This window comes from Peribacillus suis (assembly GCF_059384845.1).
On sequence record NZ_CM182019.1, the window covers coordinates 3,428,962 to 3,443,543 of the forward strand.

Here is a 14,582-nt window from a genome sequence, read left to right on the forward strand (position 1 = left end):
GGTCGGTTCTTCTCTGAAAATCGATTAGCGACCGCAACGACCGCAGCGTCCACACCCTCCGCAACGTCCACATCCGCCACACCCTCCGATGCCTCCGAAGAAAAAGCATCCGAAACAACCAAGGCAACCAAAACACCCTAACGGGATAAGACGGGAATCTTCCATGGAATGCTGATGCTGAAATTGATTCGGATCCCAAGGGACCGGCTGACTGGCCTGGAATTGTGGGTCGACATTCAACATTTGAAGCTGATTTTGAAACTCATTCATGTATAAAACCTCCATATTTAAATTAATCAAAAATAACGAAGGAGTACGGAAAAAATGGCCTATAGATTTTCCCTATCCTCCAAGTACTCTCTCCACACAAAATATGTACTCGGAATGGGTATTGCTACTGATTCAGATGCCCATTTTCATGCGTTCCCCCGAAATCTTCACGGAATATTTACTTATCAAAGGCGAACAGCAAAGTAGTGCACGAGCCATCAACGAATCTATTTATCTCGAATTCATTGACCCACTTTTGTTAAATCTTTACAATGATTCAAGAAAGATATTTTGCACTTGATAGAGAAAGGAAAATGAGAAGATGCGAAAAAGACATAAGATAATTAGTTTCATACTGACCATACTGCTCGTCCTGACAAGTGTTTCCGGAGTTGTGACGGGAAACGAACAGGAGTCAAGGAAACTGGATCCTTCCGCTATTGATGAGTTTATGGCAAATGAAATCGAGCGGCTCAAGATTCCGGGAGCTTCATTGGCCATCGTAGAGGGAGATCGGGTGGAATACGTGCAAGGATATGGTGTGGCCAACCAAAATGGAACTGAAATGACTTTGGAAACCCCCATCGTTCTTGGGTCCGTCAGTAAATCATTTACGGCACTTGCCCTTATGCAGGTAGTGGATCAGGGAAAAATACGAGTACAAGATCCCGTGCAATTGTATATCCCCTGGTTTCATCTTGCCGATAAGGAGGCTTCTGGGAAAATCACGATTCAGCACTTACTGAATCATACGAGCGGTCTTTCCACATATGACGGCCAAGTGGCGATCTCACAGGGAGATAAGACATTGAAAGAACATGTCAAAGGCTTGGCAGACATTGAATTGAAGCACCCTGCCGGTGACCGCTATGAATATTCGAATCTAAATTATGACATCTTAGGTTTAGTCATCGAGGAAGTGACAAATCTATCATATAAAGACTATCTAAATGAATTCGTATTCAAGCCGCTTGAAATGAAGAATACCTACGCTGACCCTAAGGATGTTCCAAACCATGCCATAGCGGGCGGTTATCAGACGGTATTTGGATGGAAGCTACCGACCAAGCAATTGAAACACGAGGGATCGGTTCCTTCCGGTTACATCATTTCTAGTGCGGAAGATATGGCAAATTATATGATCGCCCAATTGAATCATGGCACATTCAATGGAAACCGCATTTTATCGAAGAATGGCATGAACACCTTGCATCAGCCATCATCATACATAGGGGATGATACGTACTACGCAATGGGATGGGAAGCGAAGGACGATGAAATCTCCCATAACGGATGGACAGAAAACACCTATTCAAAAGTGATTGTAGACGGGCAGTATGGCATCAGCCTGCAGATTAATTCAATGGATTATTTCAACCTCAATGAATATGATTCAATCATAAGCGGAGTGAACAAGCTCGTACATCATGAAGAACCCCCTAGCCCCACTGACCATCCATTTATGAAATATGCAGTGATTGATCTGATTATATTGGGGTTCGTGACCCTGATTGTGTGGTCGATCTATAGAATATTCAAACCTATACCACGAGAAGTACACGGATTCCTGCGTATTCTCCATATGATGTTCCTCGTCATGGTGTACTGGCTGCTTCCGTTAAGTATTTTGATCGGATTCCCTTATCTATTCGGTCCTTTATCTACGGTCACACTATTTGCTCCTGGGATCGGTCACCTATTATTTGGACTGCCTTTGCTCCTCTTGATCGTGGGAATCGTTACGTTGGGGAAAGGCATACGAGCTGCACGGAAAACCACTTTGAATGCATGAAAAACGATGGTTGGGATTCACACCATCGTTCCACAAAAAACCTTTCGTACTAATAATATATATCAAAGTAAAAAATTTCCGTTATCCGAAAGGTTCGTGATATAATCATTTATCGCTAAAAAGCCAAATAAACTGATGGATTTTTCCGAAAATTCATTCATTGAGGGAGTGAACGACATGGAGAACAAAGAACAGACGATTTTTGCCCATAAGGGAAACACGATTGAAACAGAAGATAGAGAGATTACGATCCTTACTAGATTAGAAGAACCGCTCATCGCCGTTTTGGGGAATGTGTTAAGTGACGAAGAGTGTGATGAATTAATCAGTTTGTCCAAAGATAAACTGAACCGTTCCAAAATCGGGGATACACGCGAAGTAAATGAGATGCGGACAAGCAGTAGCATGTACTTTCAAGACAAAGAAAATGACCTCATCACGACCATTGAAAAAAGAGTTTCTTCTATTATGAATGTACCCGTTGAACATGGGGATGGTATTCAAATTTTAAAGTATACCCCTGGTCAAGAGTATAAGGCCCATTATGATTTTTTCGCCTCTTCCAGTAAAGCCGCGAAAAATAATAGGATCAGCACGATCATCATGTACTTGAATGATGTGGAGGAAGGCGGGGAAACGTTCTTCCCTAAACTAAATCTCTCCGTATCCCCCCAAAAGGGAATGGCCGTGTACTTCGAGTATTTCTATAATGATCAACATATAAATGAACAAACCTTACACGGTGGAGCACCGGTCATAACAGGAGAAAAATGGGTAGCGACACAATGGATGAGAAAACAGAAACAGAACTAGACAAAAACATCCATGCCAGTGTGCCTTCAAGCTGTAAGTAGAGGTAAAAGGTAGGCTTTTGGGGAAAGCATCCTCCCAAAAGCTGAGAACAAACCCCTCTCTTCAGTCTTTTTTTATTTTGGTTCTATTACCGATGAACGAACGGTAATAAAAGAAGGGATCAATATTACATGGGTTGCTGTTGGAGCAATCGAAATTAGAGAGGAGAACATTCCTATTATTTTAAAGAGAAAACTATTGACTGCTTTTCTTAGTAGTTTGTTATTTGCATTGGTCCTTTCATCGCTTGGTGGCTTTGATTTGAATGCATTTATGAATTTATATTATTTAAATCTTATGATTGTCATTATCTACGGAGTGATCACTTCCTTCTTTAGTGACTGGCTGAGTAGGCAGATTTCTAAAAAGGCTTACACTCGTGAAATTCTCTCCTTCTTATTTCACTGTTTATTCGGATTCGTCTTACAAATCCTAAGTCTTGTTTCTGCCATCTCATTCTTTATTGTTGACCGCCTATTAGCAAAAGTGAAAATTGGATGGCTATCCGTTATCATAGCCTTTGTCATCGTCGTGCTAGTATTTATCCTTATGATGAATAGGTAGACCACTGACCTGGCTAGTCGGTAAAACGATGACTTTCCCTAACGAAGGCATTCGTTCCATAGGATTCATCAAAGAGGACCACTTATTCGGTGATCTTTTTTATTTGTTCAAAAATCCCCTTGTGTTCCGAATCGTCCACTCCTTCGAGAATCATTTATGACTTGTGTGCTGTTCCTCCTTCACATCCATCACCAATGTATCGAATAATTCACCATCCGAATAAACCAAAATGGCCCATTCACCCGCATCCGGCAACATGACATTCGAAGATACACTCCCATCGGCTCCATTCACGGCACTACTCCCCGTCAAGCTTCTGGACCACTCTCCATCAATTAATATGGAATGGATGGTTGACGTGTTCCGATGATATCCGACGAATGTCGCTACGCCCTTATCCATTCCCCAAAAGTGCCACAACCATTTCTCCACTTTATTTGCCTTTAATTCAGGCCCTATGATGCCAAGCCTGTTTTCGTTACCGATTACCTTGGCGTTTGTCGATGTACGAAATTCGACAGCTTTCCGCTCCCAGTCAATTTGATCTAGGTCTTTATCCGTTACGAAACTTGGAGTCTCATCAATCACGCTTACCTCGTCTGTTTTCTCCGGTTCTTGCACCTTGGATGAGGTACATCCACTAATCACGAGTAAACACACTAAACAAGCTATATAAGCGATTTTACTTTTCAAAAAAGCTCCCCCTACCCGAAATATTTTACATATAATACCATTATACACAAAAGCGAAACAGTAACCATACTGTAAAAACCAGACTTACATACATATACACTCATGCTTAGCACCAGCCACATAATGGAGACTTTCCTAATGTTTAGTATCGTAATTTTTTATTGACTTTAAAAAAGGATTCGAGTAGACTGATGAAGCGGTTCAATTAAAGTACTCAAATTAAAGTAGTTAAACCAGAATACATTTAAAGAAGGATGGATGCAACAAATGAAGTTTAAATATAAACATTTCTTAAAGACACAAGGTTCCATTGCTGCCATTTTCATGGGGATTTTCTATGGCCTTTGTATGCTAGGCATTTTCTTACCTGGTTATTCGGCCATTCCAGGAAATATCGATCAATTGCCGGTTGCCATCGTCAATGATGATGCTGGTGAATACGGAGACAAGATTGCCAGCCAATTGAAAGAAAACTTACCGTTTAAAGAAATCGAAACAGATGTAACAAATAAACAAGCGTTAAAAGATCTAAATAAGAACGATTTAGCGCTAGTCGTACACATCCCGAAAACATTCTCTGCGGATATGCAAAATGGCGAAACGTCATCAAGCATTGACTTTACAGTGAATGAAGCAGGACCAACCGTTGTTTCCTCAACTATGACTTCCGTCGTAACGGAAATTAACAATCAGTTGAGCGCACAATTCTCACAACAAACCGCTCAAGGCGTATTGATGAACTTCAATTTACCGGAAGAAAAAGCGGCTGAAATGGCGAAACAAATCGAAACGGCGTATTCAGGAAACATCGTCACGATCAATGAAGTGCCAGATGGCATGCACCACAATATGTTACCGATGTTCTTGACGATGGCAGGATATGTAGGTGCCATGATCGGTGCGATGCAATTAGTGACCTCATTCAGACAGAGCCGTGGAAAAGCGAGCAAGACACGACTATTCATGTATGTACAAATGACTGCCTTATTGGTTGCCGTTGTTTCATCATTCGTTGCCCTAGGCATCACTTATTTAGTGAATGAACCAAGTGGAGATCTATTCCTCAGCACGCTAGGTCAACAAATCTTGAACTATATGGTATGTTTCAACTTTACAGCCATTTTGGTATTCTTGGTTGGAGATGGTGGTATGGTGTTAAACATCCCGATCTTATTAACACAAACCATCGCAAATGGTGCCACCGTGTCACGTGATATGATGTATGCGCCGTATGAATGGATGAGCCACATTTCACCTATGTATTACTCAGTGCAAGCATACTTTGCCAACCTATATAGCACCACGAGTCCAAGTCCGTTTATTTGGTCCATGGTAGCCGTCGGTCTGGGTGCCATGTTCATCAACATGCTCATCGTGGCCTTTGTCCACAAAAAAGTCCCAATGGATAATCAAGTGGTACAACCGGAAACGGAAGCTGCAAAGACCGCTTAAATTCCCGCTTCGTTTGCTATAATAAGGATAACCATTTTCTGAAGGAGCTTAGAGATGCCCATTCAAGTTTTCATATTGAGCAAACTGATGAAGGATAATAATTATCCATATAAATTAAAAAAGCAGCTGTCTGAACCCATCCCTTTCGATCAACTGGGTGGGCTGACGGAAAGTAAGCTGTATTACCATTTTGATTCGCTAGTCAAACAAGGCTTAATCGAGATAGTCGAAATCATTAAAGAAGATCATCGACCTGATAAACAAGTATTCGGGATTACGGCTAAAGGCCGTGAAGAACTTCCGAAGAAAATCTACAAGTTGTTTGAAAATGCCAGTTCCATTAGTGATATGGTGGTGGGACTTGCATACCTCAAATATGTAGACCGTGATAAGGTAGTCGAAATCCTGAAAAACAACAAAAAGAAGTTCCTTGCAAAGTGGGAACAAATTGCGGATTTTGAAAAACAGATCAAGATGGAAAAAGACCATGATAAAGAAAAGCTAGTGGAATATTTAGGTGAATACTTTTCATCCAGATCAGATCACACCATTTACTGGCTTGATGAGGTAATTAAACGGATTCAACAAGGGGAATTATAAAGAAAAAACTGTACCTTCATTGTTAGACACACCTAACAATCGGAGGTACAGTTTTTTTTTCATTGAACAAGCCGTGCGCTCCTTTCAAGGAGTACGCACGGCTTCTTTTATTTCTTCGGCAAATCTACATTCGTGAACTGATCGACGGGAACAATCTCTTCTTCCATGTCCATCACGTTCAAGATGACCCGGTCTCCTACCTTGGTCAAGACTACATCGGACAATCCTTGAACGGAAGGATCAATCGAGAACCTTTTGCTGCTGCCCTCTACGATAAGATAGAACACATACCCACTCGAAAGATTGGCATCGTTGATTCTGATGACTTTCCCTTTGACCTCTTTCATTTCAAATCCTTTTTGGGGCGTCACTCCATTGACTTTCCCTAAGGAGGCGATCAGTTTCTTATAGTTCCGGAATGCTTCATCTTTGTTCTTCCCGAAAGCTACTTGAGGATTGTCGCTATTGGCATACACGATGGCCACCCCTTGGAACTTGCTTCCTTTTGTAACGGGGATTACATAGGTCGGTGCCCCGTATATCGTATAGAACACGCCATTGGTCGCTTTCCATCCTGGATATTTGGATAAGAATTCACTCGCATTGGCATTCGATTTTGCTTCTTTACCGGTTAAAACGGATGTCACGCCTTTATAATATGTCATTTCACCCGTCTTGGCGTTGAACACACCGTAACCTACCAGCGTTTTCGAGTTCCCTTTTGATTTGGCCCTCGTGAAATCGACGACATAAATCAACTCGCCTTTATCATTAAAGGTGACTTGCATATTTTCCTCATTCGGAATCAAGACATCTTTTTTCGGACCGATGAGTGATTGGTTTTTCCACCCGTGAACATATTTTCCCCAATAGCTCCAATATTCCAGAGCCGTTTCCTCAGTGAAGGTTCTGTCCACCCATTTCGGTTCTTTTCCTAATGGATAGAAGGTCGTGTCACCCGTTTCCGGATTCACCACTACCACCCCATCCACGACGGACCCACTTCTGTATTTCAAGTAATGGCCAACCGAAGCTACAAAGAAAGGCTTGCCTTCTTCATCTGGCTCCAGGTATGAATCGTAGATGACTTTGGTTGGATACGCCTTATGAATCTGTCTATCTACATCATAATCCAAATACTGTGACGGGGCATACAGCATCTTCCCTTTCACCGTGCTCGCACCTTTATCGGTCGCTATGGCCGAAATCAAGTTATATCCTGGCGTGTATTCGGCTTTTCCAGCTTTCAGGAATCCGTCCATTTCAATGGGAGAAGTATACGTCAATTCGCCATTGATATTGGTCAGGCGGTATTCGCCTTCCGTGAAATATGAGGCATTCTGGATTTTATTAATGGCAGCATCGCCCTTTGCATCGGCCATCTTCACCGTCACGAGTGGCATCGTTTTAATATCTTGGACTTCCTCTAGTTTATTCTTCTTTACGACATCGGCCAATCCATGAAGGTTCCCGGCAATCGTAAGGGGATAAAACAGCATGATCACCCAAGTGGCAATCAGCAATAAACCGATGATATACATGGCATGGACATTCCAAGGCGTCCTCACTCGCTTCGAAACACCTTGTTTCCGGTCACGTCTTTTTAGGGAAGGTTCTTTATCCCTCGATAGATACAAGCTTGCATCCACGATAAGGAACAACCCAAATACTATGGCCAAGTTGGAAAAGAACGCTTCAACCGTTTGGTCTAGTAGATTAATATCGATGATGAAAAATAAAATGATAGCCGCCAGTAATAGTCGCAGCACCTGTTCAGTGAAAAAGAGCCAATCCTTTTTCCTGATGGCTATGGACCACCTTTGCGGAATGAGGGAAAGTCCCAATAAAGCAAACGGAAGCTTCGTCACGATCCCTTTTAAGATGAATACGAGTAATGAAAATATCATGATTGCAAAAAAACTCCCTTTATCTATTTTTCTAATTCTACCTAATTTTAACACAACCAATCACCCCCCTTTCGCCTCTCCCCCACAAACCTATCTATTTTCGGAAAAAATATTTTTAGAGCATGCTACTTTTTCCTTTTTAAAGTTTATATAGACGGTGAAGTGGTCCTTTTCGAACGCTTCCATATGAAAGGTATATCATACCCTCTGCCCCATGGATGAAGGCGGATACTAAAAGGAGACGGAACCGGATGATTTATGAAGAAACGTACCACTACTTATTGAAGCATGTATCCTCCACTGAATTCGATGCGTGTTTGTACGCTTTGCTGCATAGTGATTGGGATGGGGTCATTCAGAGCCCGCTTCATGCAATGGCAGGCAGTTTGGGGACATCGGAAAAATATCTGAAGCAGATCATCAGGAAATTCACGTCACCAAAAGGGGACCTTCCGCAGGTTTTCGTACCCGTTCAACAAGATGGGGACACTTTATATAAGTTCAACCTTGGACCGACAAGTAACCTTGGCTTTAACTGGAAGACCGATCGTTATTGCAAGAAATACCGTTTCTTTTATCATGAGGCTTTCAAAGGGTTGACGATTTCGGCAAAACGTCTGTTGCTGATGGCCGCTTACCGGATGTCGGTTTCAAAATCGGAAGAAGTGATGTTCGATTATCATGAATTCGTTTCGGACTCCACTTCCCTATTCACAAGACAGCGCCTGTTCGAAGCGATGGATGCCATCTATGAAGCAGGCTTAGGCGATCTCGTTACGATTGCTTTCACAAGCAAGGCTTTCTCCAAGAAAGAAGTGATAATGTTTACCTTTAAGGAAGGGACGCTTGGAGAGTATCGCGAAAACCGTGGCGAGCGGGCAGGACTGCGCCGGACCATTTTCAATGCGGGCTTTCCTGGCCATATCAGCGATGCCGTCTGCATGGAGTTGGAACGGGTCGGGAAGTACATTTTCCGCTCGTTTCTTAAAGATGCAAAAAAAGCGGAAACTCCGAGCGATACGCAAAAGGAACTGCTGACCCTTGCGCGATTCGTCTATTCACAAGCACTCAAGAAATTCGGCAAGGCCTTGCATGCCAACAAACCATTGCTCACTGAACCAAAACAGGCATCGGCTTATTTAAGCACGATTGTTTATAATGAAACATTAGAACAAATGGCGAAGTATGCCCACCAGGCCGAGTCCATCAAGTCCCTGCTTGACCGTGAACATTTTCATAAAGAGATTTCAGAGAAGGCACTTGGACGGGAAGTGAACTATATGGAAGTGAACCAACACATCGAACCGATCCGCCTCAAATTTCAGCAAGCGGACTTCATCTATTCCATACTGAACGGCTGGTGCGAAGAGTGGCTCATATCCCGCGTGAAGACGGCGACCGAGACAATCGAAACAGAAGAGGAAATGACTGCACCGACAACCAACCCGGTACCCACAAGGACCGCTTCGGAATATATCATAGCGCTTAGAAATGATACATATGATCAATTGGACAAACTGCTCGCTTTAATCGGAAAGTTCGGCAACGCGGCGGTATCACCGTCCAACCAGCAATATACACTAAAGCGGAAAAAGGAAACCATCCAATCCTATTTCGCCATACAACGTGATCGGCTCGATGCTTTTGCTCTATCCTCTTCTTAACAACACACTACCTTCTAAAGCTAGTGTTTTTTCCCCTGCCCTTTTTAAATCCCTTAAAGCATTCCAACGCATACTCTTTTGCCCGCAAATACATACTCGATTTCACACGCAAAGTGGATGGGAATGGAAGGTACGAGACTCCTGCGGGAAATGCGCGTCTAGGGGAGACACCACAGGCGAAGCCGAGGAGGCTCCCCGACCGCCCGCGGAAAGCGAGTGCCTGAAGTGGAAATCAACGTTCACATCGAACAAGCCACAAAATAAACAAACATATTCATCGAGTTTGTTTACAGTTTAAAGAGAGCAGATCCGCTCTCTTTTTTGTGTCTTCTAAAGCATCTGTGGATAAAAGCAATTGGCTGTGAATTAAAGAATTTCGCCTGTGGATTGTGGATATCAACCTGTGGATGTCGGCTGATAGGATGTGAGTTGTAGGTGGTAGATGTGGATGGTGAATAGGTAGCTGTAAATGATAAAAGAAGTGGTCTCAAAACCCAGTGATACCAAGGGCATTTGCATGCAAGTTATCTAAGGGTCTAAAGAATGGGTCTGAAAAGAAAGAACTGAAAAAGATCCTGAATAATCGTTTGAATAAGGAGATGATCTCGTTCCATCACTTAGGACAAAATGAATGTCCTTTTATCCTTTCTTTTTTATTAAGAATGTTAAAAGCGCGTCGATAGAATCAACGCGCCCGAACATTTTAATGTAACATGATGGATCCACCGTCTACCATCAACGTTTGACCAGTGATATATTTACTATCATCGGAAGCCAAGAATACAGCCACGCGACCGATGTCTTCCTCGGGATCACCCAAGCGTCCCACCGGAATACCTGCCAGCATCCCTTCATACATATCGGGATGCGCTTTGGCCCAAGCTTGCACACCTTCCGAGTTGGCTATCGGAGAAATTAGATTGATGGTGATGCCAAATCCGCCAAGCTCATTGGCCGTGACACGGGTAAGACCACGAATCGCTTCTTTTGCCGCTGCATAGGCCGCTTGTGTCGGCTGCCCTTTAATCCCCGCTCCTGAAGCGAAGTTGATAATATTCCCCTTCGTTTCTTTTAGATGGGGAACGGCCGCCTGCATTAAATAGAAAGTTGGATAAAATCCGGTATTGAATGATAGATCCAAATTCTCTCTAGTCGTTTCCATAAAGGGAATTTGTCTCGATACATGGGCATTATTAACGAGCACATTCAGCTTTCCGTATTTCTCCACAACCTGGTCCACTAACCCTTTTAGCTCATCGTGCTTCGTCAAATCGAATCGAATGAACATCGAATCAGGTGAGTGTTGTTGCAACGAGGCTTCCACTTTCCTGCCTGTTTCTTCATTCACATCGACAATGACTACGTTTGCGCCCTCTTTCGCCATCGCATGTGCCATACCAGCACCGATTCCACCAGCACCACCAGTAATCAAGACCACTTTATCTTCTAATTTTTTCATATAAACACCTTCCTTCACCATGATTATTGCTTTTTCTAGTAATAAAATCAAAAATTTGTCTCTATATAATTAAACTACCCTTAAAACATATCCCTTATCAATCCCACGACCATGGGATTAAGTCGATGCACACGTTGTTTTCTCAACTGGCATCCTCTATTGATTGTTTATCGTTAAAAAATCCAACAAAAAAACGCTGAATCAGATCAACGTTTTTTTTGTTGGATTTCATGATGAATATTATTCTAAATGGTCCACAGCATATTGAGCTTCTTCAAAATAGGTCCTTCTCCACTACTAAAAAAGGCATTCGAGTCGAAGCTCAAATGCCTTTTTTTGATTTTTCCTCTATATTATTATGCTTCAACAGCCATTTCCACTAAGCGTTGTGCGGAAGCTTTTACTTCTTCCAACCCTGCAGAAATGATTTCTTGTGCTTTATCAGGCATTGCATTGTGTCCTTCGATGATGACCTCATCGATGATTTCCATGCCGAAGATGCCGCCAAATACGTTGCGCATGTAGTTAACAGCCATTTCCATTGGAGCCGCTTCCGGTGTTGAGTAAACTCCGCCACGAGCGTTTAGGAAGATTGCTTTTTTGTCTGTCATTAATTGAACCATGTTCCCATTTGCATCATATTTGAATGCGAATCCTGCCGCAAAGACATAGTCAATGAACGTATGCAATTTAGCCGGGATGGTTAAGTTCCATAATGGGAACGCGAATACCACTACGTCCGCTGCAGTGATTGCGTCCATCGCTTTTTGTTTAGCAGCCAAAAGACGTGATTCCACATCCGTTAACTCTCCGCCTGTTTGCACTTTACCGAACGCGTTGAAAATTTCTTGTCCGAAGTACGGTGTATCTTCTTCATACACATCATACGTTGTTACGTTTACGTCTTTGCCTTCTAATGAAGCCATGAACGTTTCGTACATTTTGCTTGAGATTCCTTCTGTTGCCGGACGATTATTGGCTTTCACTACTAATACATTCATTATTCATTCTCCTCATTTATCTTATATATAGTTATTTTTAAATAATGTATCTTTATTTCAAGATAATTATATTTTGTCCCATTAACCTTGTTCTGTCAATTAATTAGATTGGTTTTCATTATACTTTTATTATATTTTAAATAATAATATCTTCATGTATGCACCACTTCTGCAAACCAATATATTTTGAGCATGACCGATTGAAAATCGCCCTATTAGAATCCCAAATATTAAAAACCGCTCGGCCTTTAAGGCTAAGCGGTTCTGTTCTAATCTTGACTTTGGCCAGGATGGCTTCGCTTACGTCTTTCCGCAGAATATTCTTTGCCGTGTGCTTCATGTTCGGCAATGATGGCTTCTTCTGGAATGTGGTTATTCTTCTTCGGTGAACTGATGCGATTACGATGCTTTTTCCCCATGATCATCCCCCCTTTAAGTAAAGGATAAGCATATCTTGTCCGGTAATTAGAAAAACATGTATAGGGCAGGATTCCTCTTCTCAAGGTCGAATAACAAAAACGGAAGGGGATGATTCAGATGTTTCCGATACTCGAGACAGAAAGGCTGACCTTAAGGGAAATTACCGAAAGCGATAGCCAAGAAATCTACCGGTGCTTTTCCAATGATGACCTTACGCGTTTTTACGGGCAAGATTCATTCGAAAGTATCGAACAGGCAAGGGAAATCATTGAAAAATTCGCTGAGAACTATAAGGAGAAACGGGCCATCCGTTGGGGAATCGAAAGAAAAGGGATACCTGGACTGATTGGGACGATCGGATTTCACGCCTACCTTCCGAAAAACAGAAGAGCGGAAATTGGCTATGAACTCCATCCGGATCATTGGCATCAAGGGTATATGACGGAGGCGCTCAAAGAAATACTAGCCTTCGGTTTCAATGAGCTTGGTCTAACGCGAATCGGTGCGGTGGTGTTTACGGAAAATGTTCCATCCAGTCAAGTATTGAAAAAGGCAGGCTTTGCCGAGGAAGGGATCCTTCGGAAGTACATGTATCAAAACGGGGTCCCGCACGATACGTATATGTATTCTTTGATCAAGTAGGGGATGCACAAAGAGACTGCCCTAAGCTTGATCTTGGGCAGCCTCTGATTTCCTGCCTCTCGTTGGACTCCATCGATAACGGCATTTCCACCATGTAGAACTTGTTTTTTCTCCGTAATCCCGATCAAAATATAACCGATATGGAGAGATTCCTTCGTCTTGACTTATATGATTAAATAATCCTGCAAGGCCTGTTGTAACGTTCCTTTTGTTTCCGCTTTATTCCCAAAACATACACCAGCTCGTACCATTTTCGTGACGATTTCAGGACGTAGGCCAGTGATGACCGCTTTACATCCCATCATCGCCGTCCCATCCAGAATGTTCATTAACTTTCTTAGGACGGAAATTTCCATATCGATAATTCCCGATAAATCCAAAATCAGAACTTCTATCCCCAGTTTGCCTATCTCGATCAATACTTTTTCCTCGATGATATACATGCGTGATTCTTCCATATCCCCAATCAAGGGCAAGATGCAAATGCTTGGTGTAATCGGAATGATGGGGACGGATAAGTTCTCCACCAAGTGCTGTTGCGATAGGATCAAACGATCTTTATAATCCGAATATCGAATGAAGAAAGCTTTAAGAAATTGGTCGACCTGTTCATTCACTTTCTTCTCTAAATCGAAAAACACTTCCACGTTATTGAAGGTATCTTGTAATTGTTCATATTCATAAAGGAAATTCCATAGCGTTCTGCGAATGGCCTGAACCCATTCCAACTTGAATGAAAGTGTCAAGGAATGCGTAGCCCACGCTTCTCCTTCCTGTTCAGCAAAAGCGATGATGGCTTCTTCATTCTGTTCCACAATGTATCGAACCAGCTTATGCGCATTATTAAGAAGGTCCACATTCCCAATCAGCAGGATCTCCTCGATTTTCTCTCTAACATTGACTGCCTCTTCCAAAATTCGGTACTCGAAATCTTCCTTTTTATCTAGGAGGAACTCCATGATTTTGTCTTCTTCGTTAATGGGAAAACTCAACATACCCACTCCTTTTTCGTCACATCTGTACTCCTAGATTTCTCTGTGACAGGAGGTTTTTCCTGCTAAATACTAATAAAAAGTGGCTATCGGACAAAGAAAAAGTCGAATGGCTGTAGTGAACTTGTCCTACACGGGTGATATTTCGACCTCATTTTTAATGCCTCCTCCCCTTTTGTGATCAATTCGACCACGGAATCCCTTTATTCGACCACGTTTTGCGTTAATTCGACCACGGCCCCCGTTTATTCAACCATAAACAAAAAATAAGCAT

At 42.4% G+C, this 14,582-nt stretch carries 14 protein-coding genes; 7 read left to right on the plus strand and 7 right to left on the minus strand.

The genetic code is table 11. The features are described 5' to 3' along the window. Window positions 1-24: 24 nt before the first annotated feature. On the minus strand, window positions 25-270 hold the full coding sequence (locus tag AC503W_RS16720) for a hypothetical protein (RefSeq protein ID WP_402874214.1): 246 nt from the start codon (window positions 268-270) through the stop codon (window positions 25-27). A gap of 322 nt (window positions 271-592) precedes the next feature. Between AC503W_RS16720 and AC503W_RS16725 the strand changes: the two genes are divergently transcribed. From AC503W_RS16725 to AC503W_RS16735, 3 genes are all read left to right on the plus strand, one after another. Continuing rightward, entirely contained in the window at window positions 593-2,062 is a 1,470-nt protein-coding gene (locus AC503W_RS16725) for a serine hydrolase domain-containing protein (protein WP_494915087.1), read from the plus strand. Window positions 2,063-2,239: 177 nt separating this feature from the next. After that, window positions 2,240-2,875: a 2OG-Fe(II) oxygenase gene (locus AC503W_RS16730; RefSeq protein WP_494915089.1), complete on the plus strand. Its 636-nt coding sequence runs from the start codon at window positions 2,240-2,242 to the stop codon at window positions 2,873-2,875. Window positions 2,876-3,112: 237 nt separating this feature from the next. Beyond that, complete coding sequence (locus AC503W_RS16735; RefSeq protein WP_402874205.1) at window positions 3,113-3,478, plus strand: hypothetical protein; 366 nt, start codon at window positions 3,113-3,115, stop codon at window positions 3,476-3,478. Between the two features lie 150 nt (window positions 3,479-3,628). Here the strand turns inward: AC503W_RS16735 and AC503W_RS16740 are convergent, their stop codons facing one another. Then, a complete protein-coding gene (locus tag AC503W_RS16740) occupies window positions 3,629-4,171 on the minus strand; it encodes a DUF4871 domain-containing protein (protein ID WP_494915091.1) in 543 nt (180 codons plus the stop codon). A gap of 267 nt (window positions 4,172-4,438) precedes the next feature. On the opposite strand from AC503W_RS16740, the gene AC503W_RS16745 reads away from it, so the two are divergent. Continuing rightward, window positions 4,439-5,623, plus strand: coding sequence for a YhgE/Pip domain-containing protein (locus tag AC503W_RS16745; protein WP_494915093.1), 1,185 nt, complete (start codon window positions 4,439-4,441; stop codon window positions 5,621-5,623). A gap of 54 nt (window positions 5,624-5,677) precedes the next feature. Beyond that, entirely contained in the window at window positions 5,678-6,223 is a 546-nt protein-coding gene (locus AC503W_RS16750; RefSeq protein WP_494915098.1) for a PadR family transcriptional regulator, read from the plus strand. A gap of 107 nt (window positions 6,224-6,330) precedes the next feature. On the opposite strand, the gene AC503W_RS16755 is transcribed toward AC503W_RS16750, so the two are convergent. Beyond that, a complete protein-coding gene (locus AC503W_RS16755) occupies window positions 6,331-8,184 on the minus strand; it encodes a hypothetical protein (protein WP_494915101.1) in 1,854 nt (617 codons plus the stop codon). A 197-nt stretch (window positions 8,185-8,381) separates the two neighbouring features. On the opposite strand from AC503W_RS16755, the gene AC503W_RS16760 reads away from it, so the two are divergent. After that, window positions 8,382-9,794: a hypothetical protein gene (locus tag AC503W_RS16760; RefSeq protein ID WP_494915103.1), complete on the plus strand. Its 1,413-nt coding sequence runs from the start codon at window positions 8,382-8,384 to the stop codon at window positions 9,792-9,794. Window positions 9,795-10,497: 703 nt separating this feature from the next. On the opposite strand, the gene AC503W_RS16765 is transcribed toward AC503W_RS16760, so the two are convergent. From AC503W_RS16765 to AC503W_RS16775, 3 genes are all read right to left on the minus strand, one after another. Beyond that, window positions 10,498-11,253 carry an SDR family NAD(P)-dependent oxidoreductase gene (locus AC503W_RS16765; protein ID WP_427687609.1) on the minus strand — a complete coding sequence of 252 codons (756 nt, stop codon included), beginning with the start codon at window positions 11,251-11,253 and terminating at the stop codon, window positions 10,498-10,500. A 356-nt stretch (window positions 11,254-11,609) separates the two neighbouring features. Further along, the gene (locus AC503W_RS16770; protein WP_494915105.1) at window positions 11,610-12,254 is read right to left on the minus strand and encodes an FMN-dependent NADH-azoreductase; all 645 of its coding nucleotides are present in this window, start codon (window positions 12,252-12,254) and stop codon (window positions 11,610-11,612) included. Window positions 12,255-12,523: 269 nt separating this feature from the next. Beyond that, window positions 12,524-12,673, minus strand: coding sequence for a hypothetical protein (locus AC503W_RS16775; RefSeq protein ID WP_494915107.1), 150 nt, complete (start codon window positions 12,671-12,673; stop codon window positions 12,524-12,526). Between the two features lie 118 nt (window positions 12,674-12,791). Between AC503W_RS16775 and AC503W_RS16780 the strand changes: the two genes are divergently transcribed. Beyond that, window positions 12,792-13,316, plus strand: coding sequence for a GNAT family N-acetyltransferase (locus AC503W_RS16780; RefSeq protein WP_494915109.1), 525 nt, complete (start codon window positions 12,792-12,794; stop codon window positions 13,314-13,316). Window positions 13,317-13,480: 164 nt separating this feature from the next. Here the strand turns inward: AC503W_RS16780 and AC503W_RS16785 are convergent, their stop codons facing one another. Continuing rightward, on the minus strand, window positions 13,481-14,311 hold the full coding sequence (locus AC503W_RS16785) for an STAS domain-containing protein (protein WP_494915111.1): 831 nt from the start codon (window positions 14,309-14,311) through the stop codon (window positions 13,481-13,483). Window positions 14,312-14,582 lie beyond the last annotated feature (271 nt).

Bases quoted from the DNA above. Each gene is read 5' to 3' on its own strand.
- AC503W_RS16760 (WP_494915103.1), top strand. From the start codon at position 8,382: ATGATTTATGAAGAAACGTACCACTACTTATTGAAGCATGTATCCTCC.
- AC503W_RS16775 (WP_494915107.1), bottom strand. From the start codon at position 12,673: ATGGGGAAAAAGCATCGTAATCGCATCAGTTCACCGAAGAAGAATAAC.
- AC503W_RS16785 (WP_494915111.1), bottom strand. From the start codon at position 14,311: ATGTTGAGTTTTCCCATTAACGAAGAAGACAAAATCATGGAGTTCCTC.
- AC503W_RS16730 (WP_494915089.1), top strand. From the start codon at position 2,240: ATGGAGAACAAAGAACAGACGATTTTTGCCCATAAGGGAAACACGATT.
- AC503W_RS16750 (WP_494915098.1), top strand. From the start codon at position 5,678: ATGCCCATTCAAGTTTTCATATTGAGCAAACTGATGAAGGATAATAAT.
- AC503W_RS16745 (WP_494915093.1), top strand. From the start codon at position 4,439: ATGAAGTTTAAATATAAACATTTCTTAAAGACACAAGGTTCCATTGCT.
- AC503W_RS16770 (WP_494915105.1), bottom strand. From the start codon at position 12,254: ATGAATGTATTAGTAGTGAAAGCCAATAATCGTCCGGCAACAGAAGGA.
- AC503W_RS16780 (WP_494915109.1), top strand. From the start codon at position 12,792: ATGTTTCCGATACTCGAGACAGAAAGGCTGACCTTAAGGGAAATTACC.
- AC503W_RS16765 (WP_427687609.1), bottom strand. From the start codon at position 11,253: ATGAAAAAATTAGAAGATAAAGTGGTCTTGATTACTGGTGGTGCTGGT.
- AC503W_RS16720 (WP_402874214.1), bottom strand. From the start codon at position 270: ATGAATGAGTTTCAAAATCAGCTTCAAATGTTGAATGTCGACCCACAA.
- AC503W_RS16725 (WP_494915087.1), top strand. From the start codon at position 593: ATGCGAAAAAGACATAAGATAATTAGTTTCATACTGACCATACTGCTC.